Genomic DNA, 17,630 nt, shown 5'->3' with positions numbered 1-17,630 from the left:
AACCACGGAAAAGAAAAAAGAAAAGCAGAAGCGGGTCGCTCGCTGCGCTCGCTCTGTGTCGACCAAGGTCGACACCCACCAACAGCCGCGCGCGCCAACAACCGCAATTGCCAGTAGATTCACGCCATGCGTGGATGATTCATTCGATGTCAGACAGATGTGCCGACCAACGGTCGGCACCCACCGACAGCGCACGGGATCTGTCAGAGGCGGGGCGGTGTGGGTGGGCAGGACCGTTGGCGCCATGGATGGCGCCATCGAGCCCCCATGGATGGGTTTACGGCGTGTCCTGCCCACCCACACCGCCCCGCCATCCCACGGATAGCCGCTGTTGCTGTTGCTTTGGCTGTTGCTTCGGCTCTTGCACTTGCTTTGGCGGGTGCAGGGCGCAGCCCTGCCGAACCCCTCAAATGTCTGTGGGAGCCAGCCCGTACTGCTCGGCAAAGCGCTTGCTGAAACTGGCCGCAGAGCGGTAGCCCGCGCGTGCGGCCACGGTCTTCAGCGGCAGGTCGGTGGTGTAGAGCAGCTGCATGCCATGCGCCAGCCGGGCCTCGGTGAGCAGCTGGCGCAGGCTGGTGTCCTCGGCGGCGAGCCGACGGCGCAGGGTCGCGCCGCTCAGCGCGAACAGCGCTTCCACATCGCGCGATTGCCAGTCGCGAGCGGGTTCGGCGGCGATGCGGTCGCGGATCTGTTCGCCCAGGCTCGGCGCCTGCGGCAGCAGCAGGTTGCCGTGGCCCTGCCGGCACAGGGTCAGTACCAACGAGGCCAGGGCCAGCCGCGCTTCGCTGTAACGGCCGTCCTGCAGAGATTGCCGCCACTGGCGCAGCATCGCGCCATGATCGATCAACGGCAGCCGCGCCATCGCATGACCGGCGGCGGGAAGCTCCCCGCTCCACAGCGTGCGTGCGGCCACCAGCACTTCGGCACACAGCGGCACGATGGCGCTGAGGTAGCGGCCACTGCGTGGGTCGGGAGTGTTGACCACATCGATGCGGCAGCGCTGGGTCAGCAGCAGGATGTCGCCGGGCATGAACTCCAGCGACTGGTGCGCGGTACGCACCTGCTTGCGTCCTTCCAGCAGGATCGCGAACTGTGGTTGTGGAATCTCCACCGAGCTGGCGCCATGTTCGCGCCGAGCGGTGATGCACGCATAACCTTCGGCGCGTGCGCAGCCGGCCAGGCTGGCCATCTCGGCCAGCAGTGCGGTGGCCGGTGGCAGCATGGCGGTCATGACACGTGGGCACCGAACAGGCGACCGACGCCGGCCGCCGCGGCCATCGCCAATGCGCCCCAGAACATCACCCGGATCGCGCCGCGAACCGGCGGTGCGCCGCCGGCCCTGGCCGCCACTGCGCCGGTCAGGCACAGGCCGAGCAGGGTACTGGCCGTGGTCATCAGTGCGACCCTGTCGACCGGTGCGAGCAGGGCGGTCAGGACCGGCAGCGCCGCGCCGCAGGTGAACGCACCGGCCGAGGCCAGCGCTGCCTGCAGCGGGCGGGCGCGCAGGGTATCGGTGATGCCCAGTTCGTCGCGGGCGTGGGCACCCAGCGCATCATGGGCGGTGAGCTGTTCGGCCACCTGCCGTGCCAGCGCAGGCTCCAAGCCGCGGTGGCGGTAGATCGAAGCCAGCTCCTCCAGCTCGCTGTGCGGATTTTCGCGCAGCTCGCGCCTTTCCATTGCCAGGTCTGCGTCCTCGGTGTCGGCCTGGGTCTGTACCGAGACGTACTCGCCGGCGGCCATGGACATCGCACCGGCCACGGTGCCGGCCACGCCGGTGGCGAGGATGGTGGTAACGGAGGCGCCGCCGGCGGCCACGCCAACCACCAGGCCGGCCACCGAGACGATGCCATCATTGGCGCCCAGCACGGCGGCACGCAGCCAGCCGACGCGCTCGGAGCGGTGCAGTTCGGGGTGTCGTGAATGGCGGCTCATGACGTTGAGTGTACGAGGGTCAAGAGGGCGTCGGTAGGATGCTGAAACCCGTCACCGTCGCATGACGCAACGAGGTGCCACGCTATAGTGCGCCCTTGCGATGGAAGGCCGCGAGCCCCACATCCCCCGCCACCGTCCAGCGAGCCCTCCCCTTGTCGAGCCCCAGCCACGTCGCCGATACCCCCATTACCGACCGCTCGCAGCTGGTGGAGGTGATCGCCTCCGGCGAGAAGCCCCGCGCGCAGTGGCGCATCGGCACCGAGCACGAGAAGTTCGGGTTCCGCCTGGATGACCTGCGCCCGCCGACCTTCGAGGGGGAGCGCGGCATCGAAGCACTGCTCAACGGCCTGGTCCGCTTCGGCTGGGAGCCGGTACAGGAGAATGGCCGCACCATCGCCCTGCTGCGCGATGGGGCCTCGGTGACGCTGGAACCGGCCGGCCAGCTGGAGCTGTCCGGTGCGGCGCTGGAGACCATCCACCAGACCTGCGTGGAGACCGGCACCCACCTCAACGAAGTGGCGCAGGTGGCCGGCGAACTGCAGTTGGGTTTCCTCGGCATGGGCTTCCAGCCGAAGTGGAAGCGCGATGAAATGCCGTGGATGCCGAAGGGCCGCTACAAGATCATGCGCGCGTACATGCCCAAGGTCGGTTCGCTGGGCCTGGACATGATGACCCGTACCTGCACGGTGCAGGTGAACCTGGACTACGCCACCGAAGCGGACATGGTGAAGAAGTTCCGCGTGTCCCTGGCGCTGCAGCCGATCGCCACCGCGCTGTTCGCCGATTCGCCGTTCACCGAAGGCAAGCCGAACGGCTACCTGAGCTATCGCTCGCACATCTGGACCGACACCGACGCCGACCGCACCGGCATGCTCGACTTCGTATTCGAGGATGGATTCGGCTACGAGCGCTATGTCGATTACCTGCTCGACGTGCCGATGTACTTCTCCTATCGCGACGGCACCTACCACGACGCCAGCGGGCAGAGTTTCCGCGACTTCATGCAGGGCAAGCTGCCGGTGCTGCCGGGCGCGTTGCCGACCCTGCGCGACTGGTCGGACCACATGACCACCGCGTTTCCGGAAGTGCGCCTGAAGAAGTATCTGGAAATGCGCGGCGCCGATGGTGGCCCGTGGAGCCGCCTGTGTGCGCTGCCGGCGTTCTGGGTGGGCCTGCTGTACGACGACACTGCGCTGGATGCTGCCTGGGACCTGGTGCGTGACTTCACCCTGGCCGAGCGCCATGCGCTGCGTGACGGCGTGCCGAAGCATGCAATGAACCTGCCGTTCCGCAATGGCACCGTGCGTGACCTGGCGCGGGAAGCGGTCAGGATTTCCGTGGAAGGCCTCAAGCGCCGTGCGGCGCGCAATGCCGACGGCCAGGACGAGAGCAAGTTCCTGGACGTGCTGCAGGAGATCGTCGAATCCGGCCTGACCCCGGCCGAGCGCAAGCTGGCGCTGTTCCATGGCCGCTGGCATGGTGACGTCGATCCGGTGTTCCGCGAGTTCGCGTACTGAGTGGATTGCGGTAGTGCCGGCCGCTGGCCGGCAGCCAGGCGGGGGCGCCGGCCAGCGGCCGGCACTACCAGAAAGAAACCCCGGCATTGCCGGGGTTTTTCTTTTTCGCATCTGCCCTACATCAGGCCGCGTTCTTCAACGTCGCCATGTCGATCACGAAGCGGTAGCGCACATCGTTCTTCGCCATGCGCTCCCAGGCTTCGTTGACGTTCCTGATGTCGATCATCTCGACGTCGCTGACGATGCCGTGCTCGGCGCAGAAGTCCATCATTTCCTGGGTTTCGGCCATGCCGCCGATCGCCGAGCCGGTCAGGTGCTTGCGGCCGAAGATCACGCTGCCGCCGGTCAGCGGCGGGTCCAGTTCGGTCAGCACGCCCACCAGGCACATGGTGGCTTCGCGCTTGAGCAGGCCCATGTACGGATTGGTGTCATGGCTGACCGGGATGGTATTGAGCAGGAAGTCGAAGCTGCCGGCGTGCGCCTTCATCTGCGCCGCATCGCGCGAGACCAGCACCTCATCGGCGCCCAGGCGCTTGGCATCGGCGCCCTTTTCCGGGGTGGTGGTGATCATCACCACGTGCGCACCGAGCGCCTTGGCGAACTTCACGCCCATGTGGCCGAGGCCGCCGAGGCCGATCACGCCGACCTTCTGGCCCGGGCCGACCTTCCAATGGCGCAGCGGCGACCACGTGGTAATGCCGGCGCACAGCAGCGGGGCGGCGGCCTTCAGGTCGAGGGTGTCGGACACCTTCACCACGAAGCGCTGCTCGACCACCACGTGGTCGGAATAGCCGCCGTAGGTCGGCGCGCCGCTTTCGCGTTCACGGCCGTTGTAGGTCCAGGTCGCGCCCTCGGCGCAGTACTGCTCCAGGTCGTGCTCGCAGGCATCGCAGTGGCGGCAGGAGTCGACCATGCAGCCGACGCCGGCGTGGTCGCCGACCTTGAAGCGGGTGACGTTGCTGCCGACCTCGGTGACGCGGCCGATGATCTCGTGGCCCGGCACCATCGGGTAGATCGAGCCACCCCAGTCATCGCGGGCCTGGTGCAGGTCGGAGTGGCAGATGCCGCTGTAGAGGATCTCGATGCGCACATCGTCGGGACCGACCGCACGGCGTTCGAACTCATAGGGGACCAGCGGAGCGGTATGGGAATGGGCGGCGTAACCACGGGCGAGGGACATGGGGAATCCTTGGCAGGGTTTATCGAAAGGCGCTTTACAATACGCCGCGTTCCCCACGGCAAGAAGCATGGATATCGGCATGATTCATCAAGTAAAACTGCACAATCATGGCCACTGACAACCTTTCCCACCTGGCCGCGTTCGCGGCGGTTGCCCGCCACCGCAGCTTCCGCCGCGCCGGCGCCGAGCTGGCGCTGTCGACCTCGGCGGTGAGCTATGCGATCCGCGCGCTGGAAGAACGACTGGGCGTGGGCCTGTTCCACCGCACCACGCGCAGCGTGGCCCTGACCGAGGCCGGGCAGCGCCTGCTGGAGCGCTTGCAGCCGGCGCTGGGGCAGGTGCATGACGCGTTGGAAGAAATGAACCACTTCCGCGCCGCCCCGGCCGGCCTGCTGCGCATCAACGCCACCCGCGCGGCGGTGGCGACCCAGCTGCGGCCTCGGCTGGCGCGCTTCCTGCACGCTCATCCCGACGTGCGGGTGGAGCTGACCGAAAATGATGGGCTGGTCGATATCGTCGCCGAGGGCTACGACGCGGGCGTGCGCCTGCACGAGTTCGTGCCCGAGGACATGGTGGCGGTGCCGATGGGGCCACCGCTGCGCGGGCTGATCGTCGGCTCGCCGGATTACCTGCGGCGGCATCCGGCGCCGCTGCATCCGCGCGACCTGGCCGCGCATGAATGCATCCGCTTCCGCTTTGCCAGCGGGCATCTGTACAAATGGCAGTTCGAGCGTAGCGGGCAAGCGCTGGAGATCGACGTGCCGGGCCGGCTGACGTTGAGCGAGCAGGGCACCGTGGTCGGTGCAGTGCTTGATGGCATCGGCCTGGCCTACGTGCTGGAAGACACCGCGCGGCCGTATATCGAATCAGGGCAGATGGTGGCGGTGCTGGAAGACTGGAGCGAACCGTTCGCCGGGTTTGCGCTGTACTACCCGAAGCAACGGCAGATGCCCGGAGCGTTGCGTGCGTTCGTCGACATGCTGCGGGAGTGACGCGCGGTGGTGCGTATCCACGCATGGCGTGGATCTACTGCCGAACGACAGCCTCCACGCGTTGCTTGAAGCGGATCAGTAGATCCGCGCCATGCGTGGATTGGCGCCCGCAATGCAGACGGCAATTCACTCGACCAGCGCGTCGTAGCCTTCGCCACTGAACTGGATCAGGCAGAAGCCGTGCCCGAACGGATCGGCCAGCACCGCGATACGGCCCCAGCGGCGCTCGCGCACCGGTTGCTCGAGCATCGCTCCGGCCGCGACCGCACGCATCAACGCGGCATCGATGTCTTCCACCACCCAGTCCAGGTGCAGCGGGGTCCAGTGGCGCTCGTAGTCACGCACATCGCCGTCTTCGGTGGCGGCGCTGCCAGCCTCGTTCTGCAGCAGGTAGAGCGGTGTTGGCCCACCGAGCAGTTCCACCGCGCCGGTACCGAGCCGACGACCGATGCGCAACCCGAACGCGGCCAGGTAGAACGCTTCGGCCGCGGCCAGGTCGGGCACGTCGATGTTGACGATGAAGTTGCGGGCAGTGGCGTTCACGGCAGTGATTTCCAGCATCCGGTGGTTGCAGTCTAGTCCCGCCACCTGCTGCTGCCGGTTCATCTCCTGCGCGGATTCGGGCAAGCTGGGCGGCCTCCATCGACAAGGACATCCATGAGCGCGCTATCCGACATCGAACAGGCCACCGGCCAGGCCTTCCCGCCCCTGTTCAAGCAGTTGCATGCAGCGGGTCGGTTGAGCTGGGGCACTCCCCATCCGGATTGGTCCGAGGTGGTGTTCCCGACGCTGCAGGCGGATCCACCGGTGTTGCTATACGCCCAGGATTACGAGCCGTTGGAACACGATGAGCTGCTGGAGGCGTGGCAGGAGCTGACCGCCGAGGACCACTACAATCCCCTGCGTCCCGACCTGCAGCTCCTGCCGTTTGCGCGGACCGGCGGCGGCGACAGCTACTGCTTCTGGAGCAACGCGCCCGGTTCTGCCGAGCCGCCCGTCGTGCTGGTGTGGCATGACGATGATCGTGCCGATGTGCTGGCCGCCAACTACCAGGATTTCCTGTTCCGCAAGATGGTCGAAGCCGTTGCCGACTACCAAGCGCCGTATACGCTGCTGTCGCACGGCGAGCTGGCCGGCAACCTGCAGCGCTGGCTGCAGAGCCACCAGTCGTTCCTGCGCGGCGACCAGTTCGCGGCGTTGCAGCGGTTGTTCGCCCGCGTTGACGATATTGAAGAAGGAAACATCAGCGAAGACGACGCACAGGCCATCGTCGCTGATGTGATCGGCTTCGAGCGGTTGGACGAGTCGTTCGCTTACGTGCGCGAGGATGCCTGAACCCGGTAGGCCGGAGCGCCGCCATCGGTCGTGCTCCAGCTACCTATCATCGAACGACCAGATGGCATGGGCCGGCGGCAGCTGGGCCAGCTCGCGGCGGATGACGTGCATCTAGGACAGTGCGGTGGCTGCATCTGGTTTCTGCAGGCACCCGGCGTAGAGCTGCCAAGCAGCCTATTGCGTCAACCCTTCTGCTTTTTGCATATATACTATCCCCCAGTATAGTTCAGAGGTGGCCTCGCCATGCCGCACTCCCCCGAAGAGAAGAAGAAGGTCCTGGCCCGCGTGCGGCGCATCCGCGGCCAGTGCGATGCGCTTGACCGCGCGCTCGAAGCCGGCGCCGACTGCGGGCCGGTGCTGCAGCAGATCGCCGCCATCCGTGGCGCGGTCAACGGCCTGATGTCCGAGGTGATGGAGGCCCATCTGCGCGAGGAATTCGGCCAGCCCGCTGCCTCCGACGAGCAACGCGCCGAACGCGTGCGCGACATGAGCGCGTTGATCCGCTCGTACCTGAAATAAACGACGGCGCAACATGGCGCCGCCCATCCTGTCATTGCCTGTCCCTGGAGAAGCCATCATGAAGTCCCGTGCCGCCGTCGCCTTTGGTCCCGGCCAGCCGCTGCAGATCGTCGAGATCGACGTCGCCCCGCCGAAGAAGGGCGAAGTGCTGGTGAAAATCACCCATACCGGTGTCTGCCACACCGATGCGTTCACCCTGTCCGGCGATGACCCGGAAGGCCTGTTCCCGGTGGTGCTGGGCCATGAAGGTGCGGGCATCGTGGTGGAAGTGGGCGAGGGCGTGACCAGCGTCAAGCCGGGCGACCACGTGATTCCGCTGTATACCGCCGAGTGCGGCGAGTGCCTGTTCTGCAAGAGCGGCAAGACCAACCTGTGCGTATCGGTGCGTGCCACCCAAGGCAAGGGCGTGATGCCCGACGGCACCAGCCGCTTCAGCTACAACGGCGAGCCGCTGTACCACTACATGGGCTGCTCGACCTTCAGTGAGTACACCGTCGTTGCCGAAGTCTCGCTGGCGAAGATCAACCCGGACGCCAACCCGGAACACGTCTGCCTGCTCGGCTGCGGTGTCACCACCGGCATCGGCGCGGTGCACAACACCGCCAAGGTGCAGGAAGGTGACAGCGTGGCGGTGTTCGGCTTGGGTGGCATCGGCCTAGCGGTGATCCAGGGTGCGCGCCAGGCCAAGGCCGGCCGCATCATCGCGGTGGACACCAATCCGTCCAAGTTCGAACTGGCGCGCGAATTCGGCGCCACCGACTGCATCAACCCGAAGGACTTCGACAAGCCGATCCAGCAGGTCATCGTTGAAATGACCACCTGGGGCGTGGACCACAGCTTCGAGTGCATCGGCAACGTCAACGTGATGCGTGCGGCGCTGGAATGCGCGCACCGTGGCTGGGGCCAGAGCGTGGTGATCGGCGTGGCCGGTGCCGGGCAGGAGATCTCCACCCGCCCGTTCCAGCTGGTGACCGGCCGCAAGTGGATGGGCACTGCCTTTGGTGGCGTGAAGGGCCGCAGCCAGCTGCCGGGCATGGTCGAGGACGCGATGAAGGGCGACATCGAACTGGCCCCGTTCGTCACCCACACCATGGGCCTGGACAAGATCAACGATGCCTTCGACCTGATGCATGAAGGCAAGTCGATCCGTTCGGTGGTCCATTACTGAGCCGCAGCGTGGGCTGGTTCGATGCCTTGCGCAGGCCGCGTGCGGAAGATCCGCGCGCGGCCCTGGTTGATCCGATCGAGCAGGCGTTGCGCGTGCTGGGTTGGGTCGAAGGCGTCGTGGGTCCGCCGCGCGCAGTGGACTCACCCTTCGGCATTGATGAAATGCCGTTCGAGCACTGGCTGGCGCAGGTGTTCCTGCCGCGCCTGCACGAAGCCCGCGCCGATGGCCAATGGCCACCGCGCAGTGACGTGGCGGTCGCAGCGTACCGCAACCTGGACGGCCAGCCTGGTGTCGAACCGCTGCTGCGCCTGCTGTCGCAGCTGGATGAGTTGATCAACACACGTGACGGCTGACGCCGGCACGCAGGAGAGTTCCATGGAACGTATTGAACACCGCGCCTGTTTCGGCGGTTGGCAGGATGTTTACCGCCATCGTTCGACCACGCTGGGCTGCGACATGCAGTTCGCCGTGTACCTGCCGCCGCAGGCGGAAACGCAGAAGCTGCCGGTGCTGTATTGGCTGAGCGGGCTGACCTGCACCGAGCAGAATTTCATCACCAAGGCCGGTGCGCAGCGCTATGCAGCCGAGCACGGCGTAATCATCGTCGCGCCGGATACCAGCCCGCGCGGTAATGACGTGGCCGATGCCGAGGGCTATGACCTGGGCAAGGGGGCGGGGTTCTACCTCAACGCCACCCGTGCACCGTGGGCGAAGCACTACCGCATGCATGACTATGTGGCGCAGGAACTGCCGGCGCTGATCGAGGCGAACTTCCCGGTCACCGGGGCGCGTGGCATCAGCGGCCACTCGATGGGTGGCCATGGTGCGCTGGTGATCGCGCTGCGCAACCCGGGGCGCTACCGCAGTGTGTCGGCGTTCTCACCGATCGTCGCGCCCAGCCACGTACCGTGGGGGCAGAAGGCGTTCACGGCTTATCTGGGCGACAACCCAGCCGACTGGGCGCAGTGGGACGCGTGTGCGTTGCTGGCGACGGCCAGCGAGCGCCTGCCGTTGCTGGTCGACCAGGGCGAGGCGGACGAGTTCCTGCAGACCCAGCTGCAGCCGCAGCGCCTGCAGGAGGCCTGCGCCGCAGCCGGCCATCCGCTGACCCTGCGCCTGCAGCCGGGTTACGACCACAGCTACTATTTCATCGCCAGCTTCATCGGCGAGCACGTCGCCCACCACGCTCGCGCCCTGCACGGCTGACGTCTGTCCGGTAGTGCCGGCCGCTGGCCGGCAACCTGCCGCCGCGTGATTCCCTCGGATGCCAGCCAGCGGCTGGCACGACCCTGGCGGTGCACGCGGAGCGTCGTTTCGCCGCAGTGGATCGCAGTGGTGGCATGCCAGCCCCACCACGCCCACGCGCTCCACGCCTGGGGGCCTTCCGGTAGTGCCGGCCGCTGGCCGGCAACCTGCCGCCGTGTGATTCCCACGGATGCGGGCCAGCGGCCGGCACGACCCTGGCGGTGCCCGCGGCGTGTTGTTTTGCCGCAGTGGATCACGCCGCTGTGGCGTGCCGGCGCGCTATCGTGCGCCCATACGGCCTTGCGGATGGGGGAAGGCATGCCGGTAGTGCTGGCGCTGCTGTATGTGCTGTGCCATGGGCTGGTGCTGGCCCTGTGGCCCGGTCCCGCCGGGGCGGGCTCCTTCGTCTTTCTGACCGGCGCCCCGTTGCTGGCTGCGGTGGCCTGCCTGTGGCGGGCCCGCCGCGACCGCGCGGCGCTGGGGTGGCGGGCCATGGCATTGGCGCTGCTGCTGTGGGCCGGCGGCATGGCGTTCAACATGATCGACGCGCTGGGCGCCGGGCGGGCCGATTTCACTCCCCACGCCAGCCTGCTGTTGTACGTACTGTACGGCGTGCCACTGGTGTTCATCCTGGCGCGCGCACGCCGCGAGCGGTCGGGCATCAGCCTGATCGATGCGGCAATGGCCGCGCTGCTGGGCGTGCTGTTCTTCGTGCATACCGAATCGTTTGCAGCCCGCATCGATGTCGATGCCCATGCGATGTCGAACATGCAGCGTATGTTCGACATCCAGAACCTGTGCATCGCTGGCTTTGCGGTGGTGCGCTGGCTGGCCGGTGACGTCCCCGAGCGGCGCGGTTTCTTCCGGGTGCTGGCGCTGTACGCACTGGCTTATCTGCTGGTGGCTTACTACATCAACCATTACACCTCGGAAGATGCATTCGGAGCCTTCAATGATCTGTTGATCGACCTGCCGTTCCTGCTGGTGGCGGTGCTGGCGTTGGACCGGGCGCCCGTCACGGGCGCAGTGCCGCATCCGCGGCTGTCGCGCACGGTGCAGGCTGCCGGGCCGATGATCCTGCCCTTGCTGCTGCTGGTGGTGGGTACTCTGGTGGTCGACCATGCCCGACCGCTGGCGGTGGCGGGTTTCGTGGTGGCCACGCTCGGCTTCGGCCTGCGCAGCGTCCTGCTGCAGACCGATCTTCTGGAACGCCAGGCAGCACTGGATCAACTGGCGCGGCAGGATGGCCTCACCGGCGTGGCCAATCGCCGCGAGTTCGACGCGCGGCTGACCTCCGAATGGAATCGCGCGCGGCGCAGCGGCACCGAGCTGGGCCTGCTGCTGGTGGATATCGACCACTTCAAGGCCTTCAACGACCACCACGGCCATCCGGCCGGTGATCGTTGCCTGCAGGCGGTGGCCGGGGTGCTGAAGGCCATAGCCGGTCGCGGTGGTGACAGCGTTGCGCGTTATGGCGGTGAAGAATTCGCCGTCATCGTGCCTGGAAGCCCGTTGTCGGGGGTGCTGGCGCTGGCCGAACGGCTGCGCGAAGCGGTCGAAGCGCTGCCATTGCCGGAAGGCCCGGTCAGCATCAGCGTCGGCGTGGGTTACCTGCATCCGCCGGCGCTGGCCAGTGCCGATCAGTTGCTGGCAGACGCCGATGCCGGCCTGTATGCCGCCAAGCGTGCCGGCCGCAACCAGGTGATCCTGCATGCGCACGTGCTGGACGACGAGGGCAGCACGCACGGAACGATGGACTGCTGAGCAGACCCGCCCGTCACGCGCTGCTGCCTATTGCCGCAAAACCGCCTCATCCTGTTCGGCCAGGCCAATCCGGCTCGCCGCTGGTCGTACAGGACCAGCCTGTTGGGGGTTCCGGCCATCCAAGGACATCGCGCTGTACAGTCAGGCCGGGGCTGCGATCGTGCGCATGGCGCTGTACCGCGCGCTGGGTAGCGGCGGGCACTACCCGGCGGTTCGGTAGTTGCCAACCTTGGTTGGCAGCGCCTCCCGGAAGCGCCGACCGAGCTTGCGTCCTCGTTCACCAACGCCTGTCGGCGACCTCGCCGTAGAACCAGTACTCCTGTTCCAGACCGTCATCGTGGTCGGTGGGAGGAATGCTGACCTGCACACCTCGCTCCTCAACGCCTCGAGGCAGGGCGAGCTGCCATTCGGCGGAAAGGCTGCGCGAGGTGATGGCGGTGACCTGGCCATCCGCTGTCGAGGCGACGTGGCCCTGGAAGTACGCTTCGTCCAGGTAAAGGCAAATCTCGCTGGAGAACATCCCTGGCTGGGCGATGCAGCAGGTTACCCGCACAGTAGCCTGTGAAGCGGGCCGCGACTGGATCAGATTTGCGCAGGCGCTGATGAGCGATTGGGCGCAGGCACGCTGGATTCTCAGGGTGGTGGCCGGGCCTTCGATCAGACCTGCTCGGGTCGGAACCTTGTAGTTCCAGTAGCGAGCTTGACTGCCCAGCTCCTCCGACGAGGGAAACGCACCGCTGAAGCAGTCAGCCCAATGCTGCAGGTCGCGTAGTCGGCGTGGGGCATCGCGCAGCTTCTTCTCGCCGCGCGTACCCGGCCGGGTGATGGCATCTCTGTTTCTCATTCCCACAGTGTGCCAGCCACATGCGCGGCGCGTTGGAAAGCGCCAACCAAGGTTGGCATCTACCGGATGCATGCCTCGGAAGCGCCGGGCCATGTCCGACGGTGCATCAGTAATTGCCACCCTTGGTTGGCAGTCGTTTGTGCAAGCGCCGCCCAAGGTTGGCGTCCACCCAAGCATGGTCATCGGCACCGGGTCGATCACGACACGGGCACGTTAGCGCCGCGCCGTGCCCGGCGGGGTAGGGGGCCTCAACGCACGTCGCGCAGTTCCCAATGGCCGCCGGCCAGCAGGCGCAGGCGCTGCTTGAACACGTCACTGTCGATACGGGTGGTGGCGACCAGGTTGATGCGCAGGTCCTTCTGCTCGCCGGTCACGGTGGCGTCCGGATCGGTCACGCCCCACTGCGGTTCCACCGCATCCGGGTCGGGTTGCTTGGCCTTCCACCGTTCGAACAGCGTGCCGCTGCGCAGGGCGTCCTGCAGCTCTTCGGCGAAACCGGCGGCGCCCTGCGAATGGAAGGACAGGTCAGGGTCGTTGCCGCGGGCCTTGGACGGATCGGGCAGGCTGATGTGGTACTGCGCAGGCATGGAGTTCTCCTTGAAGTGCGGCAAGACTGGCACAACCGCGGTGGAATCGATGTGCAGATTCCAGCCACGGTCGGCCTTCATTCAAACCGATGTGGCCCATCGGCAAAGCCCACGGTGACCGCGCCCTTGCCGACATTGACCATGCCGGTCAGGCTCATCACCGATTCGTACACGGTCACGCCATGGCCGGCGCAGACCTCCTTCATCTGTGCGTAGCCGGGCAGGCTGCGCAGCTCATCCAGCTCACCGCCGTAGCTGACGCATACCGTCGGCGTCATCAGCCCGGCACGCACGCGCTGGCTGACCACCGCGAACAGCTTCTGCACGGCACTGTCGAAGCCCTTGATCTTGGCCACCGGCCCGGTCTGGCCACGGTAGCCGTGCAGCACCGGCTTGATGTCCAGCGCGCTGCCCAGTGCGGCGCTGAGCAGGCCGACGCTGCGGTCACCCTTGTGTCGTGCACGCGCGCGCATGTAGTACAGGTCGCGGGTGATCATGTAGCCGTGCACATTGCCGGCCAGTTCTTCCAGCCGTTCGCGGATCTGCTGCACGCTGGCACCACTGTCACGCAGGCGAACCGCCTCCACTGCGGTCACGGCCTGCGCAGCGAACAGGTTCTGGGTATCGAGCACGCGCAGGGCGAACGGCGAGTTGTAGCCCGCTGCCTGCCGCACCGGCTTGTAATCGTTGAGGATGGCGAAGCTGGCCTGCAGCGCATTGTCGTGGATCGGGCTGCGGGTCTTGGTGATGGTCATGCAGAACACGTGGTCGTAATCGATCACCAGCTGCTGCAGGAACAGGTCGCGGATCTGGTTGACACTGAAGGGGATGGTCTCCGCCTCGGCACCGTGCTCGGCCACGTGTGCATGCAGGAAACTCAGCGTGGCCTGCTCATCGCGATGATCGGCCAGAACCGCTTCACCGATTCGTACGGTGATCGGCAGCAGCACGATGTTGTGCTCGGCAATGAAGTCCTGCGGCAGGTCGCAGGCCGAGTCGACGACGATTCCGATGCGCATCCGCGGCTCCCCCTCCAGGGCGGTTGTAGGTTCGGAAACGTGAAATCTATCTCAAATTCTGGCGTGGCGCGCGAGGGAAACGCGCCAGGCCCTGTTCAGCGACTGCGCTGCACGGCCACCGGAAGTTCGGCCAGGCGCTGCCATTCGGGCTGCTGCAGCAGGGCGGGATCGGCCAGCACGGCGGCCATCAACGGATGGGCGTCGTTGCCCCAGAACAGTTCGTCATCGATGGCCAGGGTCGGTACGCCGAACACGCCGGCAGCAATGGCGGCCTCGGTGTTCCTCCGCAGCTGCTCCTTGACCGCGGGGGCCGCGGTGGCGCTGGCGACATCCTCGATCCCCAGCCGCGCAGCCGGTTCGCGCAGGGCCTCGGCGCTATCGGCGGCATTGCCGTCGCGCCAGATCCAGTCGAACAGCACGTCTACCGCCTGCACGCTGCCACCGGCGGCCAGGCACAGCCGCAGGGCAGACAACGGGTTGAACGGGTGGCCCGGCGGGAACCGCAGCGGTGTTCCTTCGGCCTGCGCAGTCCACAGCAGCTGGCGGTACATGAAGCGGCGCTTGGCCGGAATCTCGGCCGGCCCGAGGTTGCCCAGGTGATGCAGCACGGCACCGAAGGCGATCGGCACGGTCTGGATCTGTGCGAACTGGGGCAGCTGCTTCAGCTTCTGCCAGTGCAGGTAGGAATAGGGCGAGACGAAGTCGAAGTACCAGCGCAGGGTGGCCATGCGGGTTTCCTTGGATAACTGGAGGTCAGGGCTGCGCGTTGCGCTGCAGGTAGCGGTCGCGCAGTTCGGTCTGGCGCGAGCGCATCGGCATCGCCCGGCCGCCCAGCCAGACCTGTTCGGCATAGTGCGCCACGTCCAGCGGGTCGCCCTCCCACAGCACCAGGTCGGCACGCTTGCCCGGCTCGATGCTGCCGATCTGGTCGGCCACGCCGAACGCCCGCGCCGGCACCCGGGTCAGGCCGGCCAGGCCGTCGGCCCAGGGCAGGCCATTGGCCACGGCATTGCCGGCCAGCTGGCGCATCTTGCGGGCGTTGTGCGAGGCGTCGCCTCGCTGCACGAACGAGACCGCCACGCCGGAACGCTGCAGGCGTGCCGCATTTTCCAGCGTGGCACCGATCTGGTCGAAGCTGGCCGGCAGGTTGGACAACACATCGACGAACACCGGTACCTGTGCGGCGGCCAGCTCCGGCGCCAGCTGCCAGGCTTCGCTGCCACCGGCGATGGCGATCTTCACTTGCTCGCGGGCGGCCCAGCGCAGCAGCTGGCGGATGTCCGCCGCGCGGTCCACCTCCACCACGATGCGGCCCTGGCCGGCCAGGTAGCGGCCCAGCGTGCGGCGCCCGGCCGGGGTCAGCAGCGCATGCGGCGAGTCCGCGGCGACCTGGCCGCGTGCCTCGTCCACCATCTGCTGCAGCAGCATCCATTGCGCCGCACGCGAATGCCCGGTCAGCTCCACTGCGGCCGATCCCAGGCGCAGGAACAGCGCGCGCGGCCCGAGGGGATCGGCGCTGCCGTCCAGCCGCATCACGCCACCCTGGCCTGCAACGAAGCCGCCACCGGTGGCCGCCCCCAGGGCGGTGAAGCCGATGCCGTCCAGGCGCGCCACCGGGATCAGCACCGAGGCCGGGTTGTACGCCAGGGTGACATCGAACTCGGGGCGCAACGGTTGTTCGCCGATCTTCAACGTGCTGTCGACCGTGCTCGCTTCACCGGAGACCTCTTCGATGCCGATCTCGGTGATGCCCCCGAACAGCGCCGGTGTCAGCGGACGGCCATCGGCCTCGACCACGCTGGCCCCGGCCGGGGCGGACAGCCCGCTGCCGACGGCGCGGATGATCCCGCCCTGCACCAGCACATCGGCGTGCTGCAGGCTGCCGCGCGCGCTGGCCGTATGTACGGTCGCGTTGCGCACCAGCAGGTCCTGCGCCTGCACGGATGCGGAGAGGCAGGCCAGCACCATGACCGTAGCGCCGAGCCATGCCCGGCGACGCTTGTTCAACGCGCCCATCAGTGCACCTCCTGGCCAAGCTGGAAGTCGGAACGTGGCGTGGCCGCAGGTGCGCTGCGGTCGTACAGGCGGCGGCCGTCGATGAAGACCTGCTCGGCCAGCGCGTACGAGCTGAAGGGGTTGCCGTTCCACACCACCACGTCGGCCATCTTGCCGGCCTCCAGGGTGCCGGTCTGGCCTTCAATCCCCAGCGCCCTGGCGGCGTTGGCGGTCATCCAGGTGATGGCGTGTTCGGGGGGGATCTCCGGCATGCGTGCGCGGCGCGCGGCGGCGATCACCTTGGCCGCTTCCTGGTTCAGGCGCTGGATGCCTTCGGGGGAGTCGGAATGGACGATGGCGCAGCTGTTCTTCGGCCGATCGACCAGTGCGATGTTCTCCGGAATGCCGTCGAAGGCTTCCATCTTGAAGCCCCACCAGTCGGCCCACAGCGCGCCGCAGACGCCGTCGGCGGCCAGCCGGTCGGCCAGCTTGTAGGCCTCCACGCCGTGGTGGAAGGCGGCCACCTTGAAGCCGAATTCCTTGGCCAGGTCGAGCATGGTGGCCATCTCGTCGGCGCGGTAGCAGTGGATATGCACGCGGATGTCGCCCTCGATCGCACCGGCCAGCGTGTCCAGCTTGAGATCGCGCTTGCCGCCGGCATCACCGGCGCTGTCGCCCTTGTCGCTGCCGAACCAGCCCTTGCGCTTGGCCGGCTTCGGTTTGTTCTTGGCGATGTAGTCGGCGGCATCGATGAAGGCGGCGCGGTAACCGGCAACGTTGCCCATCCGCGTGGCCGGAGCGACGCCCTTGCCTCCGCCGTAGACCCGCTTCGGGTTCTCGCCGCAGGCCATTTTCAGCCCCCACGGCGCGCCGGGGAACTTCATCGCCTGGTAGGTGATGGCGGGGACGTTCTTCAGGGTCACACCACGACCACCGACCAGGTTGGCCGAGCCCGGCAGCACCTGCATGCTGGTCACGCCGCCGGCCAGTGCGGTGGCGAAACCCGGGTCCTGCGGCCACACCGAGTGCTCGGCCCAGACGTTGGCGGTGACCGGCGCGGTCATCTCGTTGCCGTCGCTGTGCGCGCCGACGCCCGGGCTGGGGTACACGCCCAGGTGCGAGTGCACGTCGATCAGGCCCGGTGTGACCCACTTGCCCTGCGCATCGATGCGGGTGACACCAGCATCGGCCTGCAACTGGCGGCCGACGGCAACGATGCGGCCCTCGCGCAGCAGCACGTCGGCGTTGTCCAGGCGCTGGCCGGTGCCGGTCAGCACGGTGGCGTTCTGGATCAGCACTGGTGCATCGGGGTGTGCCTGGTAGGTGCTGGGGTAGGGATCGGCGACGAAGCGCGAGGCGCCCACCGCCGGTGCCGTGCTCAATGAAACCAGCGCCAGTGCCACCCCGGTGCGCAACAACGTCGATGCCATGCAGTTCCCCTCACCAGAAACATGAATCCACGGACGCTAGCCGGGGCCGATGTGGCTTGCCAAGTGACCTTGGACAGGGGCGTGGGGGGGGGGTAGGAATTTT

The 17,630-nt window shown here is 67.2% G+C and carries 18 protein-coding genes; 8 read left to right on the top strand and 10 right to left on the bottom strand.

Features of this window, described 5'->3' with window-relative positions; translation table 11 throughout:
* Positions 1–406 precede the first annotated feature (406 nt).
* Positions 407–1,231 carry a helix-turn-helix transcriptional regulator gene (locus tag AC10QF_RS10815; RefSeq protein ID WP_494542175.1) on the bottom strand — a complete coding sequence of 275 codons (825 nt, stop codon included), beginning with the start codon at positions 1,229–1,231 and terminating at the stop codon, positions 407–409.
* The gene (locus tag AC10QF_RS10810) at positions 1,228–1,932 is read right to left on the bottom strand and encodes a VIT1/CCC1 transporter family protein (protein ID WP_069139202.1); all 705 of its coding nucleotides are present in this window, start codon (positions 1,930–1,932) and stop codon (positions 1,228–1,230) included. The genes AC10QF_RS10815 and AC10QF_RS10810 overlap by 4 nt, the downstream gene beginning before the upstream one ends.
* A 152-nt stretch (positions 1,933–2,084) precedes the next feature.
* Between AC10QF_RS10810 and AC10QF_RS10805 the strand changes: the two genes are divergently transcribed.
* Positions 2,085–3,449, top strand: coding sequence for a glutamate--cysteine ligase (locus tag AC10QF_RS10805; protein WP_139727650.1), 1,365 nt, complete (start codon positions 2,085–2,087; stop codon positions 3,447–3,449).
* A gap of 121 nt (positions 3,450–3,570) precedes the next feature.
* Here the strand turns inward: AC10QF_RS10805 and AC10QF_RS10800 are convergent, their stop codons facing one another.
* The gene (locus AC10QF_RS10800; protein WP_111176753.1) at positions 3,571–4,629 is read right to left on the bottom strand and encodes an NAD(P)-dependent alcohol dehydrogenase; all 1,059 of its coding nucleotides are present in this window, start codon (positions 4,627–4,629) and stop codon (positions 3,571–3,573) included.
* Between the two features lie 107 nt (positions 4,630–4,736).
* Between AC10QF_RS10800 and AC10QF_RS10795 the strand changes: the two genes are divergently transcribed.
* Positions 4,737–5,621 (top strand): LysR family transcriptional regulator, encoded by an 885-nt coding sequence (locus tag AC10QF_RS10795; protein ID WP_188217688.1) that lies wholly within the window; start codon positions 4,737–4,739, stop codon positions 5,619–5,621.
* A 126-nt stretch (positions 5,622–5,747) separates the two neighbouring features.
* Here AC10QF_RS10795 and AC10QF_RS10790 read toward each other — a convergent pair whose 3' ends face one another.
* Positions 5,748–6,182, bottom strand: coding sequence for a VOC family protein (locus tag AC10QF_RS10790; protein ID WP_065185381.1), 435 nt, complete (start codon positions 6,180–6,182; stop codon positions 5,748–5,750).
* Positions 6,183–6,278: 96 nt separating this feature from the next.
* On the opposite strand from AC10QF_RS10790, the gene AC10QF_RS10785 reads away from it, so the two are divergent.
* From AC10QF_RS10785 to AC10QF_RS10760, 6 genes are all read left to right on the top strand, one after another.
* A complete protein-coding gene (locus tag AC10QF_RS10785; RefSeq protein WP_494542174.1) occupies positions 6,279–6,956 on the top strand; it encodes an SMI1/KNR4 family protein in 678 nt (225 codons plus the stop codon).
* A 243-nt stretch (positions 6,957–7,199) separates the two neighbouring features.
* Positions 7,200–7,475, top strand: a complete 276-nt coding sequence (frmR, locus tag AC10QF_RS10780; RefSeq protein WP_005411009.1) for a formaldehyde-responsive transcriptional repressor FrmR — start codon at positions 7,200–7,202, stop codon at positions 7,473–7,475.
* Positions 7,476–7,533: 58 nt separating this feature from the next.
* Positions 7,534–8,643: an S-(hydroxymethyl)glutathione dehydrogenase/class III alcohol dehydrogenase gene (locus tag AC10QF_RS10775; protein ID WP_053500575.1), complete on the top strand. Its 1,110-nt coding sequence runs from the start codon at positions 7,534–7,536 to the stop codon at positions 8,641–8,643.
* 8 nt (positions 8,644–8,651) lie between these two features.
* The gene (locus AC10QF_RS10770) at positions 8,652–8,996 is read left to right on the top strand and encodes a YqcC family protein (protein ID WP_005419244.1); all 345 of its coding nucleotides are present in this window, start codon (positions 8,652–8,654) and stop codon (positions 8,994–8,996) included.
* A gap of 22 nt (positions 8,997–9,018) precedes the next feature.
* The gene (gene fghA / locus AC10QF_RS10765; protein ID WP_494542173.1) at positions 9,019–9,849 is read left to right on the top strand and encodes an S-formylglutathione hydrolase; all 831 of its coding nucleotides are present in this window, start codon (positions 9,019–9,021) and stop codon (positions 9,847–9,849) included.
* A gap of 357 nt (positions 9,850–10,206) precedes the next feature.
* Entirely contained in the window at positions 10,207–11,652 is a 1,446-nt protein-coding gene (locus AC10QF_RS10760; protein WP_494542172.1) for a GGDEF domain-containing protein, read from the top strand.
* 277 nt (positions 11,653–11,929) lie between these two features.
* On the opposite strand, the gene AC10QF_RS10755 is transcribed toward AC10QF_RS10760, so the two are convergent.
* The 6 genes from AC10QF_RS10755 to AC10QF_RS10730 all read right to left on the bottom strand — a co-directional run bounded on the left by AC10QF_RS10755 (position 11,930) and on the right by AC10QF_RS10730 (position 17,527).
* Entirely contained in the window at positions 11,930–12,589 is a 660-nt protein-coding gene (locus AC10QF_RS10755; protein ID WP_494542171.1) for a DUF3916 domain-containing protein, read from the bottom strand.
* A 155-nt stretch (positions 12,590–12,744) separates the two neighbouring features.
* Positions 12,745–13,083 (bottom strand): hypothetical protein, encoded by a 339-nt coding sequence (locus tag AC10QF_RS10750; RefSeq protein WP_494542170.1) that lies wholly within the window; start codon positions 13,081–13,083, stop codon positions 12,745–12,747.
* 77 nt (positions 13,084–13,160) lie between these two features.
* On the bottom strand, positions 13,161–14,102 hold the full coding sequence (locus tag AC10QF_RS10745) for a DegV family protein (protein WP_053501128.1): 942 nt from the start codon (positions 14,100–14,102) through the stop codon (positions 13,161–13,163).
* A 95-nt stretch (positions 14,103–14,197) separates the two neighbouring features.
* On the bottom strand, positions 14,198–14,830 hold the full coding sequence (locus tag AC10QF_RS10740; protein WP_005419225.1) for a 2-hydroxychromene-2-carboxylate isomerase: 633 nt from the start codon (positions 14,828–14,830) through the stop codon (positions 14,198–14,200).
* A gap of 25 nt (positions 14,831–14,855) precedes the next feature.
* Positions 14,856–16,118: an amidohydrolase family protein gene (locus AC10QF_RS10735; protein WP_494542169.1), complete on the bottom strand. Its 1,263-nt coding sequence runs from the start codon at positions 16,116–16,118 to the stop codon at positions 14,856–14,858.
* Complete coding sequence (locus tag AC10QF_RS10730) at positions 16,118–17,527, bottom strand: amidohydrolase (RefSeq protein ID WP_235646793.1); 1,410 nt, start codon at positions 17,525–17,527, stop codon at positions 16,118–16,120. The genes AC10QF_RS10735 and AC10QF_RS10730 overlap by 1 nt, the downstream gene beginning before the upstream one ends.
* Between the last annotated feature and the right edge of the window lie 103 nt (positions 17,528–17,630).

The sequence above is a fragment of the Stenotrophomonas maltophilia complex sp. Om-AH-Sm3 genome (assembly GCF_059337855.1).
Note: the sequence above shows the minus strand (reverse complement) of the source record. Positions and strands in the feature narration are given on the sequence as shown.